The 14,583-nt window shown below is 68.1% G+C and carries 18 protein-coding genes and 1 tRNA gene; 9 read left to right on the top strand and 10 right to left on the bottom strand.

The features are described 5' to 3' along the window. Both VF992_06715 and VF992_06720 read left to right on the top strand, forming a co-directional pair. Positions 1 to 206 (top strand): S6e family ribosomal protein (locus tag VF992_06715; GenBank protein ID HEX9340844.1); only part of this gene is annotated, 206 nt, incomplete at its 5' end. After that, positions 203 to 1,435, top strand: a complete 1,233-nt coding sequence (locus VF992_06720; protein ID HEX9340845.1) for a translation initiation factor IF-2 subunit gamma — start codon at positions 203 to 205, stop codon at positions 1,433 to 1,435. The genes VF992_06715 and VF992_06720, both read left to right, overlap by 4 nt. A gap of 43 nt (positions 1,436 to 1,478) precedes the next feature. Here the strand turns inward: VF992_06720 and VF992_06725 are convergent, their stop codons facing one another. Further along, positions 1,479 to 1,775 (bottom strand): hypothetical protein, encoded by a 297-nt coding sequence (locus tag VF992_06725; GenBank protein ID HEX9340846.1) that lies wholly within the window; start codon positions 1,773 to 1,775, stop codon positions 1,479 to 1,481. A 176-nt stretch (positions 1,776 to 1,951) separates the two neighbouring features. On the opposite strand from VF992_06725, the gene VF992_06730 reads away from it, so the two are divergent. Beyond that, the gene (locus VF992_06730) at positions 1,952 to 3,001 is read left to right on the top strand and encodes an mRNA surveillance protein pelota (GenBank protein HEX9340847.1); all 1,050 of its coding nucleotides are present in this window, start codon (positions 1,952 to 1,954) and stop codon (positions 2,999 to 3,001) included. An 18-nt stretch (positions 3,002 to 3,019) separates the two neighbouring features. Here VF992_06730 and VF992_06735 read toward each other — a convergent pair whose 3' ends face one another. The 3 genes from VF992_06735 to VF992_06745 form a co-directional block, all read right to left on the bottom strand. Next, positions 3,020 to 3,592: a DUF99 family protein gene (locus VF992_06735; GenBank protein HEX9340848.1), complete on the bottom strand. Its 573-nt coding sequence runs from the start codon at positions 3,590 to 3,592 to the stop codon at positions 3,020 to 3,022. A gap of 223 nt (positions 3,593 to 3,815) precedes the next feature. Further along, positions 3,816 to 4,169 (bottom strand): peptidyl-tRNA hydrolase Pth2, encoded by a 354-nt coding sequence (gene pth2, locus VF992_06740; GenBank protein HEX9340849.1) that lies wholly within the window; start codon positions 4,167 to 4,169, stop codon positions 3,816 to 3,818. Continuing rightward, positions 4,170 to 4,787: a DUF1616 domain-containing protein gene (locus VF992_06745; GenBank protein HEX9340850.1), complete on the bottom strand. Its 618-nt coding sequence runs from the start codon at positions 4,785 to 4,787 to the stop codon at positions 4,170 to 4,172. A gap of 151 nt (positions 4,788 to 4,938) precedes the next feature. Between VF992_06745 and VF992_06750 the strand changes: the two genes are divergently transcribed. The 5 genes from VF992_06750 (at position 4,939) to VF992_06770 (ending at position 8,071) form a co-directional block, all read left to right on the top strand. Continuing rightward, the gene (locus VF992_06750) at positions 4,939 to 5,631 is read left to right on the top strand and encodes an ATPase domain-containing protein (protein ID HEX9340851.1); all 693 of its coding nucleotides are present in this window, start codon (positions 4,939 to 4,941) and stop codon (positions 5,629 to 5,631) included. Positions 5,632 to 5,755: 124 nt separating this feature from the next. Further along, positions 5,756 to 6,820, top strand: a complete 1,065-nt coding sequence (locus VF992_06755; GenBank protein HEX9340852.1) for a response regulator — start codon at positions 5,756 to 5,758, stop codon at positions 6,818 to 6,820. A gap of 103 nt (positions 6,821 to 6,923) precedes the next feature. Further along, on the top strand, positions 6,924 to 7,328 hold the full coding sequence (locus VF992_06760; protein ID HEX9340853.1) for a response regulator: 405 nt from the start codon (positions 6,924 to 6,926) through the stop codon (positions 7,326 to 7,328). 5 nt (positions 7,329 to 7,333) lie between these two features. After that, on the top strand, positions 7,334 to 7,702 hold the full coding sequence (locus VF992_06765) for a hypothetical protein (protein ID HEX9340854.1): 369 nt from the start codon (positions 7,334 to 7,336) through the stop codon (positions 7,700 to 7,702). Positions 7,703 to 7,732: 30 nt separating this feature from the next. Next, a complete protein-coding gene (locus VF992_06770) occupies positions 7,733 to 8,071 on the top strand; it encodes a nucleotide pyrophosphohydrolase (protein ID HEX9340855.1) in 339 nt (112 codons plus the stop codon). Positions 8,072 to 8,095: 24 nt separating this feature from the next. Here the strand turns inward: VF992_06770 and VF992_06775 are convergent, their stop codons facing one another. Continuing rightward, positions 8,096 to 8,932 carry a ribonuclease H-like domain-containing protein gene (locus VF992_06775; protein HEX9340856.1) on the bottom strand — a complete coding sequence of 279 codons (837 nt, stop codon included), beginning with the start codon at positions 8,930 to 8,932 and terminating at the stop codon, positions 8,096 to 8,098. Between the two features lie 86 nt (positions 8,933 to 9,018). Then, positions 9,019 to 10,251, bottom strand: a complete 1,233-nt coding sequence (locus VF992_06780; protein ID HEX9340857.1) for a transposase — start codon at positions 10,249 to 10,251, stop codon at positions 9,019 to 9,021. 198 nt (positions 10,252 to 10,449) lie between these two features. On the opposite strand from VF992_06780, the gene tgtA reads away from it, so the two are divergent. Then, positions 10,450 to 12,405, top strand: coding sequence for a tRNA guanosine(15) transglycosylase TgtA (gene tgtA, locus VF992_06785; GenBank protein HEX9340858.1), 1,956 nt, complete (start codon positions 10,450 to 10,452; stop codon positions 12,403 to 12,405). Here tgtA and VF992_06790 read toward each other — a convergent pair. From VF992_06790 to VF992_06805, 4 genes are all read right to left on the bottom strand, one after another. Beyond that, entirely contained in the window at positions 12,338 to 12,595 is a 258-nt protein-coding gene (locus VF992_06790; protein ID HEX9340859.1) for a KEOPS complex subunit Pcc1, read from the bottom strand. The two genes, tgtA and VF992_06790, sit on opposite strands and share 68 nt — an antisense overlap. Positions 12,596 to 12,599: 4 nt before the next feature. Then, positions 12,600 to 12,672, bottom strand: a tRNA-Gln gene (locus tag VF992_06795). A 68-nt stretch (positions 12,673 to 12,740) separates the two neighbouring features. Further along, on the bottom strand, positions 12,741 to 13,205 hold the full coding sequence (locus VF992_06800; protein HEX9340860.1) for a hypothetical protein: 465 nt from the start codon (positions 13,203 to 13,205) through the stop codon (positions 12,741 to 12,743). 69 nt (positions 13,206 to 13,274) lie between these two features. After that, the gene (locus VF992_06805; GenBank protein ID HEX9340861.1) at positions 13,275 to 14,543 is read right to left on the bottom strand and encodes a tRNA (N(6)-L-threonylcarbamoyladenosine(37)-C(2))-methylthiotransferase; all 1,269 of its coding nucleotides are present in this window, start codon (positions 14,541 to 14,543) and stop codon (positions 13,275 to 13,277) included. Positions 14,544 to 14,583: the final 40 nt, after the last annotated feature.

Here is a 14,583-nt window from a genome sequence, read left to right on the forward strand (position 1 = left end):
CGATGCGGTCCGACCTGCCCGGGCCCCGGCGGAAGCGGCTCCTCCTCAGCGGTGGCGTGGGGTACCACCCGGACCGCCCCGGCAAGCGCAAGAAGAAGACGGTCCGCGGGAACACGGTGAGCCCGGACATCCTGCAGCTCAATCTGCGGATCGTCCAGCGCGGCCCGAAGTCGATCGAGGACGCGTGGCAGGAGCAGGCGCGATGAAGGTCCCGGGCCAGCCGGAGGTCAACATCGGCGTCGTCGGGCACGTGGACCATGGGAAGTCGACCCTGACGGAGCGGCTCACGGGCGAGCGGACGGACCGCCACTCGGAAGAGATCAAGCGCGGCATCTCGATCCGCCTGGGCTACGCGGACATGGCGATCTACAAGTGTCCGAAGGACGACGAGCCGGCGAGCTACCAGAACACGGAGATCTGCAAGACCCACAACGTGAAGGGCGAGCTCCAGCGGATCGTGTCGTTCGTCGACTCGCCGGGCCACGAGACGCTCATGGCGACGATGCTCAGCGGCGCGGCGATCATGGACGGCGCCCTCCTGGTGATCGCGGCGAACGAGGAATGCCCGCAGCCGCAGACGAAGGAGCATCTGATGGCGCTGGGCATCATTGGCGTCGACAAGATCGTGATCGTCCAGAACAAGATCGACATCGTCGACCCGAAACAGGCGGACGAGAACTACCGGCAGATCCAGGCGTTCATCAAAGGCACGGTCGCGGAGGGCGCCCCGATCGTCCCCGTCAGTGCCCATCACGACGTCAACCTGGACGTCCTGCTGATGATGATCCAGAGAGTCATCCCGACGAAGCCGCACGAGGAATCGAAGTCCGCCAAGATGTACGTTGCGCGCTCGTTCGACGTGAACCAGCCGGGGATCGCGCCGGAGAAGATCGTCGGCGGCGTGCTCGGGGGCAGCCTGATGCAGGGCCACATGAAGGTCGGCGAGGAGATCGAGATCTCGCCGGGGCGCCAGGTGACGATCGGGAACAAGACGGAGTGGAAGAACATCACGACGAGCATCCGGTCCTTGCATACCGGGGGCGCCGCCAGGAAGGACGTCCGGCCGGGCGGCCTTATCGCGATTGGCACGAACCTCGACCCCGTGCTCACGAAATCGGACGGCCTCGTCGGGCGCGTCGTCGGGCCGCCCGGCAGCCTGCCCGAGATCGTGATGAAGATGTCCGTCGAGGTCAACCTGCTCGAGCGGGTCGTCGGCGTGCCGGAGGAGCTGAAGGTCGAGGGGATCAAGACGTCGGAACCGCTCATGGTTTCCGTCGGCACCGCAACGACGGTCGGCGTCGTGACGTCGGCGCGGGAGAACCTGGCCGACATGGCGCTCAAGATCCCCGTCGTCGCAGAGAACGGCCAGCGCGTCGCCGTCTCCCGCCGGATCGGCGGGAAGTGGCGGCTCATCGGCTACGGCGTCATAAAGTGAGCGGGCATCCGACGTTCGTTAACATGTTAACGAGCATCCGCCGCTAGCGCTTCCGAAGGCGGCCCACTTCGCCCGCCTCGATCCGCACGCGGGCCATTCGGACCCGGGCTCCCAGCGCCTCGAGGTCTCGGGCCATCGACACTGCCTCGTCGAGAGGCAGGAGGAAGACGGACTGCCCAACCCACACGACGCCGCGGCGGTGCAGATACGGGACGGGCCTGTCGTACGGTGAGTCCGATCGGCCGAATATGAGATGGCAGACCTTCACGGCCGCGGAGCGCGCGGTCGCGGGCACATCGTAGGAAAGCAGCATCTCCGGTTGGCCGTCGGTTGAAACCATGTCCATTTGTATATACAAAAGTCATATTATAGCCTTTCGGAGGGGTGTGAGAAAGTATTCGGCGACACGCCGTCGGAGGCCACCGCGTCCCCGAGGAGCTCCCGTTAACATGTTAACGGCGAGGGGCAGGCGGACTCCTCCGGTTCGGTCGATATCGAGAAATACGGTCCCGTTCCATGGCCCGCGGACCCATGCGCGTCCTCCACCGCGACCCGAAGACCGGGGAGATCAAGATCCGGGTGGAGAACGCGGACGATCTGTGGCACCTCCACAATCTCGTCCTCCCCGGGGACCACGTGCGCGCCTCGACGTACCGCCGCGAGGACGTGAAGGCGGACAAGGTCCGGCCGGAGCGTGGCGAGAAGGTGCGCGTCACGCTCACGATCCGCGTGGAAGGCGTGGAGTTCCAGGCGTTCTCCGACCGACTCCGGATTACGGGCGTCATCGTCGAAGGGCCGCAGGATCTCGGCCGGCACCACACGCTGAACGTCGCCGTGGACGACGTCCTCTCGGTCATCAAGACGTGGAAGCCGCACGAGTTGCAGCGGATCGAGGAGGCCGTCGCGGCGGCGCAGAAGCCGCTCGTCTCGTTCCTGTCGCTCGACGACGAGGAGGCCCTGCTGGCGCACCTCCGCCAGTACGGGGTGCGGGAGCTCGCGACGATCCGAGCACCGGGCCATGGGAAGATGTTCCCGTCCGGCGATGCCGCCTCCGGCTTCTTCGACGAGATCCTCGGGAAGCTCCGGGCGACCGACCTGGGGGAGGCGCTCGTCGTGGTGGGGCCGGGCTTCACGCGGGACGCCTTCGTCGAGTACGTGAAGGCGCGGGACGCCGCGGTCGCCTCGAAGGTGCACACACACGGCACCGCCCACGCGGGCATGCAGGGGATCCAGGAGGCCCTGCGGTCCGGGGTCGGAGCGAAGGTGTTCGGGGAGACCCGGGTAGGCTACGAGACGCAGCTGGTCGAGAAGCTCCTCGAGGCCATCGCGACGGACCGGCCGTGCGCTTACGGCGTCGCGGAGGTTTCCGAGGCAGGGGATGCCGGCGCGGTCGAGACGCTTCTCGTCAGCGATGCGGTCGTCCGCGACCCGGGGATCGAGGACCTCATGCGAGCCGTCGAGTCCGCGCGGGGGACCGTCGTCCTGGTGAGCCGCCACCACGAGGCCGGCCAGAAGCTCGAGGGCCTCGGAGGGATCGCGGCCCTCCTTCGGTTCCCGATCAAATGAGCCGTCGCGGCGGACGGATCAGGCGCGCCCGCGAGACTCGCCGCGCACGATTCCCGCCGCCACCAGGTGGGCGACTCGGAGCGGCTCGGGCAAGACCCCGCGGACCGTCGTGAGGCGGACGGCCTCTCGGACCTCCACGCTCGTCGTGCCGGCGTACGTGATCCAAAGCGATCCGTGCGTCGTCCGGATCGATTCGACGCCATGTCGCCGGATCACGTGCAATCGTTCCTCCCAGTCGTCGAACCGCCGACGCAGGGCGGTCTCCATCGCGGCGAGGTCCGGCTTCCGGCGGGTGACCGTCACCACGGGCCGCTCAATGGACGCACGCAAGGCGTCCACGTCGATGACGTTGAACCCGCCGACCGCGGTCCCGTCGATGAGGACCATCGCCAGCCCCGGCCGGTAGCGCGACGCGCGGATCATCGTGGCAATGCGGTCCGTCGCGTCGTGGCCGTCGACCTCCGCGAGCGTCGTCAGGACGCCCTCGATGTACGCGGGCGCCTGCACGACGACGCCGACGACGGGCACGGACTCGTCCGAGAACCGGAACGGAGCGTCGTCGATCCCGAGGAACCGGGACTTCGATTTCATCTACTGGCCGAATGGGGTTCGGGGAGTATATTCACTCACCTCCCCCGGTATTTGCTAAGCCTTGGCCTGAGTATTACACGAGCGCTTGCGAGTCTGGAGGGTTGTCAGGTTCCACGTGACCATTCTCCTCCCTCCCCCAAAGGGGGTCCGGAGATGAGCCGAACGCAGTGAGTCGAGCTCGATGGAGACTGTATTGCATTTCAGCGAGCGCGACGGAACCATCCTACATCAGCTTGAGGTGGCCCGTGACCTGGTCGACGATCGAGTTCGGGCCCGGCCCGATGCCGAGGCACGTCACCGTGCCGGGAGGCAGCTCCGTCAGGCCGGCGTCCTCGACGAGCGCCGTCGAGAGCCGCAACGACCGCGCTTTCGCGCGGAGCGCGTGCAGGTCGTGCAGCGTCCCGCCGCGGACGACGACCTTCTTCTGGCCTTCGGCGTACCATTCGGAGAACCACTTCCGACGCTTCGCCTTTGCGTCGAGCGCCGCCATGATCGCCGCATGGGCCACCTGCACCGCGAGCTTGCCCGGGGAGAGCTCCAGGTCCGACCGCACCGCGACGACGAGCTTGTAGTTCATCTAATAGAGCTCCGCGGCGCGCTCTTCCTCGAGTTCTTTCAGCTGCGCCTCGACCTGCTTCAGTTCCGCGCGCGAGCGCTCCCGCCTCTCCTCGTAGTGCGTGCGGGCGTCCGCCGACTGCAGGCGCATCCGCCGTTCCGCGTCCTTGATCGCGCGACGCAATGCCTCGCGCCGCTCCGCGAGGCCCTGCAGCTTGAGTCGGACACGGTGGTCGCGTTCCTCCTCCGTGAGCAGTTCCCCCGGCCCCGGCTTCGGGACGCGAGCGAGGGCCGGATGGACGCGCGCCATCGACGGGTACGCGCCGCGCCACCAACCCAGGGCGAAGAAGAGCGCGGACAGACCGAGCAGGCCGCCTGCGATGTTCGGCGCGTTCACGTCGCCGAAGCCCGTCGTCGGGTTCACGCCGAGCGAGTTCAGGAAGAACGACCAGAACACCGTCACCGCGATCGAGAGGACGATGCCCAGCGTGAGCCGGTACAGGGCGTCGTACTCCCGGTCGAGCTCGCCCTTGCGCGGATAGAGGGCGTTGATGAGCAGCCAACCCGGGAGGAAGAACAGGAGCACGAGGGCGCCGATCACGCGGAGCGTCGCGACGACCGCGGCGAATGCGTCCGCCAACGCGGAGCCGAGCGGGCCGAGTCTATTTGAATATTGTGCGCATGACTGTGCGCGTGATGCGCGTTGATTTTCAAGGAGAAAGGCTTAGGTCGGTCCGCGCATTCGTCCCGCCCGGAGCGATCCGACGGACCGGAAACGCGTCAAGACCTACGTGCGGGGCTTCGACGACATCCTCGCGGGCGGGATCCCGGAGGGCTACATCGTCCTCCTGAGCGGTGCGCCGGGCACGATGAAGTCGTCCCTCGCGTTCGCGGTCCTCTACCAGAACGCCCTGCAAGAGAACCGGAAGTCCGCGTACTTCACGCTCGAGCAGTCGAAAGGCATCACGCTCGAGCACATGGCGTCCCTCGGGATGGCGGATCCGAAGGCCTGGGAGCATCTGACGATTCTCGACATGGGGAACATCCGCAAGAATCTGAACTACCTCCAGGGCCGCGGCACGTGGCTCGAGCTGTTCAAGATGTACTGCAACAACGTCATGAAAGCGGACCGGATCTCGATCCTCGTCGTCGACTCGCTCGACGTCCTCGAGACGATGGCGAAGATGCAGGATCCTCGGGCCGACCTGTACTTCCTGTTCGAGTGGCTGCGTGACCTCGGCCCCTTGACGCTCCTCATCTCCGAGAAGCCCGTGGACCTCGGCCCAACGTCGCACGCGCCGTCGGAGGCATACCTCGCGGACGGCATCGTGCAGCTCGAGATGCACCCGACCTCGGACCTGTTCGTGCAGCGTCGGCTGCGCGTGACGAAGATGCGGTCGACGAAGCACGATCCGGGCGCATTCGCCATGTCCTTCGAGGACGGCGGATTCGAGGTCACGCGCGCGGTCACGGGGCCGGCGTGAACGCGATCCCGACGTCGGGCCGATCCGGGACGTCGCTGCGGCGGTCGTCACACCCGCGCGACTCGGTCCGGCAGGCCTTTATACCGGCCGCGGGGATGGGCTCGATCCCCCGGAGGGACGCTCCATGAAGATCCTCGTGGCGGACGACGACGCCACGCTCCGATCCGAGCTTCGCGAGCTCCTCCAGGAGGACGGCCATCAAGTCCTCGCGGCGTCGGACGGCGGCGAGGCGCTCCGGCTCGTCGACCGCGAGGCGCTCGACGTGGCGCTCCTGGATCTCCGGATGCCGAAGGCGTCGGGCCTCGAGGTCTTGCACCGCCTCCGTGCGTCCCAGCCTCGGGCGGCCGCCGTGATGATCAGCGGTCAAGGTACAATCGATGCCGCCGTCGAGGCGATGAAGGCGGGCGCGGTCGATTTCGTCGAGAAGCCGTATGACGTCGAGACGCTCCGGCGCACCCTGAAGGCCGTCCAAGAGGAGCGAGCCGCCCGGGAGACTTTGAGCGGCTCCTCGGCCGGACCGGACCCCGTCCCGATCCTCTCCGAGGCCGCGGGACGCGGCGCCTTGCTCGCCGTCCTCGGCCCGTCCGGCACTGCGCCCCGGGGTGCGGCGCGCGTCCTCCGGATCGAGGAGGAAGGCCGTCCGCCGAGCGTCTTCGCGCCGCGGCAGCTGTACCACCTGAACGTCGCGATCGAGGAGCACGTGCGCGGCGCGGAACGGCCGGTCGTCTACGCCGCGGACCTCGCGATGCTCGAGGCGACCCACGGCCGGGCCGATGTGCTCGCATGGATCCGCCACGTGAGCGGCAAGTGCGCCGCGAAAGGCGGGACGCTCGTGGTGGGACGGCTCGATCCCGGCCTCGCCGCCGACGTCGCGGCGGACGCCTCCGTCGACGTCCCGTCGGGGCCGCTGCAAGGCATGCTCGAGTCGCTCGCCAACCCGATTCGGCGGGCGGTCGTCGGCTTCGTGTTCGTTTCCGGGCCCGCCGCGTACTCGGCGATCCTCAAGAAGAGCTTCGTCGACTCGTCCTCGAAGCTCTCCTTCCACCTGTCCAAACTCCAGACGGATGGGTTGCTCGAGAAGGTCGACGCGGGCCGGTATGCGGTGACGGACGCGGGCCAGCGCGCCTGGCGGATCGTCCGCGCGCTCTCCGAAGGCCGCCCGCCTGCGGTCGTGTTATCGGGACCGTGAACGAGGGCGTCGGACCTCCCGGGACCGGGAGCCGTTGCGCTTGTCAATCGCCGTCAACTGGCCCGTATATATCCAACGGCCTCCATCGTTTCGGGCGAGACGGATGATGGTGACGCTACCACCCGAGCGGAAGACGGTCTCCCGCGCCATCCTGATTGTCGACGACGACGAAGGCGTGCGCGAGAACCTCGCCGAACTCTTCGACGTCGTCGGGTACCGAGTTCTCACCGCGGCGAGCGCCCCCGAGGCGATGGAGCACCTCGCCCGCGAGCGCGTCGACCTCCTCCTGACCGACTACCGGATGCCGGGCCCGAACGGCGTCGAGCTGATCGATGCGGCCCGGCGGGCCCGACCCGGCCTGCGGGCGGTCCTGATGACCGCGTTCGGGGACAGCTTCACCGAGATCGAGAGCGTCCGTCGGGGCGCGGTCGGCTACCTCAACAAGCCGTTCGAGGCCGACGAGGTCACGGGCCTCGTCGGGCGCATCCTCTCGTTGAAGGGGGACTGAAAACCATGCAACCGCTTCGGGTGAGCCAGACGATCATGGACGAATATTCCGCACGGATCCTCCTGGGGACCTCCTCGGGTCCCGTCTCTGCGATCGAGCTGAGCCGCCGGTTCGGCATTCCGATCGCCGCCTGCTACCGCCGGATTAAGGACCTGGAGGGTCTCGGGCTCATGTTCTGCGAGCGCGAGCTGCCTTCGCGGAACGGCAAAGGTCTCCAGCTGTTCCGGTCCCGGCTGAAATCCGTCCGCATCTCGCTGGAGGACGGTCGCCTCTCGGCCCGCGTCGAGCTCGGCTCGCCGGGTCGCCTCGGAGCCCTCGAGGGCGAGGTCATGGAGGAAGTCGTCAACCTCCACGCCCCCGGGACGGGCGCGTAAGCCTTTGTACGCACGGGGCGTTGCGGCCCCATGGCCGACGCCGCCACGACGGTCGCGGAGTTGCGGGAGCGCGTGCGCGCCTTCGTCCGCGCGCGGGATTGGGAGCCGTTTCACACGCCGAAGGACCTCGCCATCGCGCTGTCTGTCGAAGCCTCGGAACTCGTCGAACCGTTCCTTTGGCAGGACGCCTCCGCCCGACTGGCGGCCGAGGATCGCGCGTCGGTCGGCGAGGAGCTCGCAGACGTCATCATCTACGGCCTCAGCCTCGCCAACGCGCTCGATCTTGATCTCTCGGAGGCGGTCCTCGACAAGCTGCGGAAGGACGAGCGGAAGTATCCCGCGGGGCGGTTTCGAGGGCGCGCGCCCTGACCGCCCGAGCGATTCGCGACGACGTCATCGCGCGGGACGCAACGAGGCGAGGGCGATCGGGAAGTCCGCCCGGGCAGGATCCGGCGCGACCAGACGATCCGCCGTGACGAAGCCGCGATCCAGGCAGAGCGTCCGCAACGCCTCGTACGCGAACGACGCGAGCGGCTCGAGGTTCACGACGTCCTCCATGTTGTAGCGGATGAGCAGCTCGAGCGCATCGTCGTCCCCCGCCTCGTACGCGCGCCAGAGCCGGACGGCATCGAAGCCGCCGAGTCCCGAGGTCTCTTCGCTCCGGAGGATGCCCATCTCCCGCTCGATTCGCTTGAGGCCCCCGAAGAACCCGAGCCGGCGCAGCGGATGCATCAGGTCCACGTGGATCTGGTCGAGCCGCATCCGCGGGAACGACTTTCGCAAGAACGGCGCGTCGAACCCGCGGCCGTTGAACGTCACGAGGAGCTGGGCCCGCTCCAACGCCGCGGGCAGGTCCTCCAAGTTGTCCCCCTGCACGAAGGTCTGCCGGCAGCGGCCGTCATACACCCCGGCGACGGTCACGGCGTCCCGTCCGAGCGAGAGGCCGGTCGTCTCGATGTCGAGGAACGCGACCCGATTGCGGAACTCCGTCCACGCGCGCCAATGCTCCCGCGGCGGGAGGGCCCGCGCGAAGTAGCGGTGGCGGCCTCGGCGGAGCGCGTCGGCGGATCGCGCCAGTTCGTCGGCGATGCGACCCGCCTGGCGTTGGGAGAGGCGCGACGGCCGCCGCCCGCTCGTGAAGTCGTCCCAGGTCCGGATCCCGGACCGCCACAACCTCTCCTCCGTCCGATATCCCACTCCCGGGATGTGGACGAACGTCTGGCGCAGCATCCGGGGTGGCGACCCGCCTCCGGGGGATAGCCGTTGCGACGAGGTGGGCGAACCGCCGAGGTTCTGTGACCCTTGCGGGGGGGGTATCATGCCGTCCCCGCTAGGGACTCCACTCCGCTCGGCTCCTCCCGTGCGTCTCCTCCTTCTCGGAGGAGGTCGTAGAGGGGACTCACGACGTCATCGCGGAGGGCACCGGGCCGGAACCGTACGGCCCTTGCCAAGGCCTCGTTCGAGGCCAAGGCGGTCTTCAGGATGTTCATGCCTGCGTTGATCTGCCGGTCCATCTCCCAGTCGCACGCGAGGCACACAAAATCCTGGCCCACCCTATCTCGGCGCCGGGCGCCACACACTGGGCAGGTCTTGCTGGTCCACTGAGGGTTGACTTTGATGACCGGCACGCCGGCGAGGGCGGCCTTGTATTCGATCTGACGGTGAATCTCGGAACGAGGCCAGGAGGAGAGGCGGCGGTTCGTCCGACGGCATCGGCCTCCCGCGCCGTGGAGCGTGAGATCCTCGAGGACGATTGCGGCACGACGCGCCTTCGCGAGCGTCACGAGATTTTTCGAGACTCGATGCAGGCGCTGTTGGACGCGGTTCCTCTCCCTCTGTCCCTCACGGTCCAATAGAATTCGCTGGACCCTGCAATCGTAGGCCTTCTTCCGAGCGAGCCGCCGACGTCGACGGAAATGGATCGCCTGGACCCAACGGACGCCGGCCAAAGGCACCCTCACGGCCCCCGCGGTGTCGCCACTTGCGATGACGCCGTCGAGGGAGTCCTCATTCGTGTCGAGGGCAATTGCGGCTCCTGGCTCGTACGGCTTACGCACCTCCTTCCGCACGACAATGATGATCTTCCCGGGGACTACGGTCAGGCTTCCAAGGCCCCACGACGGGTCGTTCAGGATCGAGCGGTGCCACTCGGAGAGGGGCAGGATGAGCTGGACGCCTTCCGTACCGCGAATCGGGATGCGGAGGCGTCCCGTCTCTCGGTCCAGGGAATAGGACTGGTTCTCCGCCTTCAGCATAAGGCGGCGCATATACGGGGTTGTGGTTCGCTTCCCCATCCTGACTCGCCGTCGATACACCTTCAGAACGGCCAAAGCGACCTCGAACCCAGAGGGGATGTACTGCTTGTACACCGCGTGACGCGCGGAAAGGTCTTTGTACGCGGCCTGAGCGAGCCGAGCGCGGGATCGGTGGTTCCCCAGCAGGGCGCTCCGTATCGATTCGTTCACAAGGAGGCGAAACTCGGCCAGAAGCCAGTTCAGTCGGAAGTCTTCCCATTTCACCAGGAAGACGAGGGCCCGGTGGGCGAGCACGTCCCTCGCATAGGGAAGATGTGGGCGTCAGGTTATGGGGAGGAGATGCCCGAAAGTGAAAATCCGGATCGAGGGACGTCACGAGTGGCGACTGGCTACAGGCTCGCCGTACTGCCCAACCCCGAATGGTTAGGTCCCGACGGCGTCACATTACAAACCGCGGAAAAAGGCTTATTCGCGCCCGCCCGATGGACGCGCGTGTTCGAGGTGCGGGAGCGGGACGGCCTCGCGCGCATCGGCGTCCTGGAGACGGCCCACGGACCCGTAACGACGCCCGCCCTCGTTCCCGTCGTGAACCCGAACCGGCCCGTCGTCTCGCCGCACGACCTCGCGTCGCAGTTCGGCGCGGAGATCCTCATCACGAACGCGTACATCCTGGGCAAGAGCCCGCGACGGGAAGCGATCCTCCGGGAGGGCGTCCACGCGGTCCTCGATTTCCCGCGGGCGATTATGACGGACTCCGGCGCGTTCCAGTCCCACGTGTACGGCGACGTCGATGTCACGAATCCGGCGATCGTCGAGTTCCAGAAGTCGATCGGTGCGGATCTCGGCACGATGCTCGACGTGTTCTCGGAGCCCGGCCACGACCATGCCCGCGCCGAAGCCGACGTCCAAGAGACGATCCGCCGCGCGGGCGAAGCGGAATCGCTCCGGGGCGGGATGGCGCTCGTCGGCGTGGTCCAAGGGGGCCTCCACCCGGACTTGCGGGAGCGATGCGCGCAGGCGGTCTCCTCCCTCGATGTCGCCGTCGGCGCGATCGGCGGCGTCGTGCCGCTCCTCGAGGCTTATCGGTTTCGCGACCTCGTTCGGATCATCGTCGCGTCAAAGAAGGGGCTCGACCCCTCAAAGCCCGTCCACCTCTTCGGCGCGGGCCATCCGCTCGTCTTCCCGCTCGCGATCCTCCTCGGATGCGACCTGTTCGACTCCGCGTCGTACGCGAAGTACGCCCGGGACGGGCGCATGCTCTTCCCGGACGGAACGCGGCGTGCGTCCGATGTCCGGGATAGCGGCTGCCTCTGTCCCGTGTGCACGGCCCACCCGATTCGCGAGATCGCCGGCAGCGAGGCGCTCCTCGCGCAGCACAACCTGCACGTGTGCTTCGGCGCGATCCGGGAGGCCCGACGCGCGATCGCGGCCGGCGACCTGTGGGAGCTCGCCGAGCGACGCGCCCGAAGCCATCCCGCTCTCCTCGACGCGATGCGCGAACTCCGCCGCCACAACGACTTCCTGGAGACGTTCGAGCCGGCCTCCCGCCGCGGCGCCCTGTACTACGTCGGGACGGAGACCGCGCACCGTCCGATCCTGCACCGGTTCCGCCGGCGCCTCGCGGAGCGGTACGCTGGCCCGGTGGCGAAGGGACTGCTCGTCTTGCCGGAGGGACCCCGTCCGTTCGCGGAGCGCCACGCCCGTATCGTCGCGCAGGTCCTCGCGCAGGCGGACGTCCACGTCGTCGTGAAGTCGATCTGGGGTCCCGTGCCGCTCGAGCTCGACCACGTCTGGCCGATGTCCCAGTGCGTCGTCCCCGAAGCGCTCGAGGTCGAGGCGCTCGAGGCCGCCGAGGTGTTCTTCCGCGAATGGGCCGCGGGGGCGGGCTATCCGTTCGGGATGCTCTGGGAGGGGGACGTGACCCTCGAGGCGATCGCGGCCCGGGCTCCCGGCAGTCGCACGGTCGACTGGAACGGGCTTCGCGTCCGAGCTACCGCCGACTTTCAGTTCGGGCGTGGCGCCGCCGACGCACTGCTCCGCGGGACCGTCTCCTACGTCGTCTCGAAGAACACGGGGAAGGTCCGCAACGTCCTCGTCGATGGCGTCCACGTGCTCTCGCTCCGCGCGGAGGACGGCCTGTTCACGCTCAAGTCGGCCGGGGCGATGCGGCTCCGCGAGGCGTTCGACCCCCCCGCCCTCCGGATCGTCGTCGATTCGGACGCGGTACCGTTCCTGCGGGAGGGCAAGAACGTCTTCGCGAAGTTCGTCCGCGACGCGGACCCGGCCCTGCGGCCCGGGGACGAAGCGCTCGTCGTCTCGCCCGACGACGAACTGTGCGCGGTCGCCCAGACGACGATGAACCGTCGAGAGATGCTCGCCTTCAGGCGCGGCGTTGCCGCCCACGTCCGCGCGGGCGTGTCGCCCGCACCGTCCGCTCCGCGACGCTGACGCACGCCAGGTAGTCGTCAAGGGTGTGCAGGAGGCTCATCGCGCTCTCCGCGCTTGCGTCCGCCGCGATCGTCCGGCCGCGTCGCGTGGTGCGGATGTACCCCTCGTCGTCGGGGGAGATCGACGCCGCGACGGCCTCGGCGGCCTTCGGGTCGTCGAACGTCAGCGTGATGCGCGCGCGCGCCTTCATCGGATAGCCCCGGGCAGATTCGAACTGCCGTCGCGGGTTCCAAAGACCCGAATGCTTGACCGCTACACCACGGGGCTGCGAGCGAGGATTCGTGCGGCCGTATAAAGGCAATTGCGTATTCAGCGAACGCGCGGGTCCGCGCCGCTCATCGGAGCCAGAAGAATGCGAACGTCATGATTCGCTGGCACTTGTCGAAACCGTCGGGACAGCTGTACGCGACCATGTCGATCCGATAGTACCCGGGCTCGATGGTCGCGAGTCCCGCCGCCTGCGGCGCGCCGCTGCGCCATACGCCCTCGTAGACGTCCCCCGAGCCGACGGCCCGGATCGTCGCGTCGCATTCGTGATACTCGACGCGGTACCACTCGCCCTCGACGCTGCGGTGCACGACCCACGGGTCCGCGCACGGTAGATAGATCGCCTCGCGGCGTCCGTTGTGTTCCGCGAACGCGACATCATCTCCGATCGAGAAGGTGGACCGCTCCAGGCGCAATGTCACGGCGCCATCGAGGCCGCCCGGGGACCCGGTCCACGGCGGGGACGCGACCAGGAGGAGGCCCGCGATGACCAGGATGGCGGCGAGGACGGTCGCCCGTCCCAGGCGACGCATGGGACGCGTGCGAGAAGGGTCGCCGAGAAAAATGGCGGCGGTCCTAGAATCGCGGCCGAGAATCAGCGCTCAACGAAACGAGCCGTCTCCGCCGAGGACACGGCCCGCGAGATCCGTCGCCGTTGCCGATTCGATGCGGACGCGCAGGAACTCGCCGATCGGGGTGGGCTCCCGCAGGACGACCTGCCGATACTCCGGCGTGCGGGCGAGGACCGTGCCCGCCTTTCCGGGCTCCGTGACGAGGACGCGCACCTCGCGTCCGATCCATCGGTCGTGGATCTCCCGCGCGATTTGGAAGCGGCATCGCGTGAGCCGCCGAGACCGTTCCTTCACCCGCCATCCGACGATCTGGCCGGGCATCGACGCGGCCGGCGTCCCAGCCCGCGCGGAGAAGCGCGTGACGTTCACGATGTCCGGGCGCACCCGGTCCACGAGGTCCATCGTCGCTTCGAACTGGCCGTCGGACTCCCCGGGAAATCCGACGATGATGTCGGTGGAAAGCGTGATATCCGGATACGCGCGGCGGAACGCGGCGACGATCTCCTCGAACTGCGCCACCGTGTACTCGCGTCGCATCGCCGCCAAGATGTCGTCGTCGCCGCTCTGGACCGGGAGATGGAGGAACTTGAAGACCTTCTCCGACGCGTATGCCTCGACGAGGTCGTCGACGATCGGGAGCACGGTCAGCGGGTCGGCCATGCCCACGCGCACCCGGAAGGCGCCGGGGATCGCGTCGATGGCTCTCAGCAGGACGGCGAGGTTCGTCCCCGCGTCGCGTCCGAAGGCGGCCGTGTCCTGGCCCGTCAGTTTGATCTCCCGCACGCCTCGCTCGACGTGCCGGCGGACCTGGTCCACCAACGCCTCGACCGGGTAGGACGCCACCGTTCCCCTCGCCACGCGCGTGATGCAGTACGTGCATCGGCCCATGCATCCCTGGGCGATCGGCACGATCGCATCGTGCCACCCGAAGCCCATCGACTCCAGTTCCGCCGCACGGTCCCCGCACGCGGTCCCGGCCCCGAGCAACTCGACGATCTGCGGCCATTTCCGGGGCGGAAGGAGCTTCGCCCGCGGGACGATCGACCTCACGAGGTCCCGCTGCGCGGCGGCCATGCAGCCCGCCACGACGAGCGGCTTGCCGTAGGCCGCGAGTTCGGTCATGCGACGGACCATCTTCCGCTCCGTCGTCTCGACGACCGTGCACGTCACGAGGACGTGGGCGTCCGCCTCCCGCTCCGAGGCCGTGATCGCGTGGCCGCTCCCGGCGAGGGCCCCCTGCATGAGCCGGGCCTCGCCGTAGTTCTGCGTGCAGCCGTACGCCTCCACGTACACTTTCACGGGCGGGCGATGGAACGTCCGGGTATTTCCGCCTACTGCG

The organism is Thermoplasmata archaeon (assembly GCA_036395115.1).
Taxonomy (GTDB): Archaea; Thermoplasmatota; Thermoplasmata; order RBG-16-68-12; family RBG-16-68-12; genus RBG-16-68-12.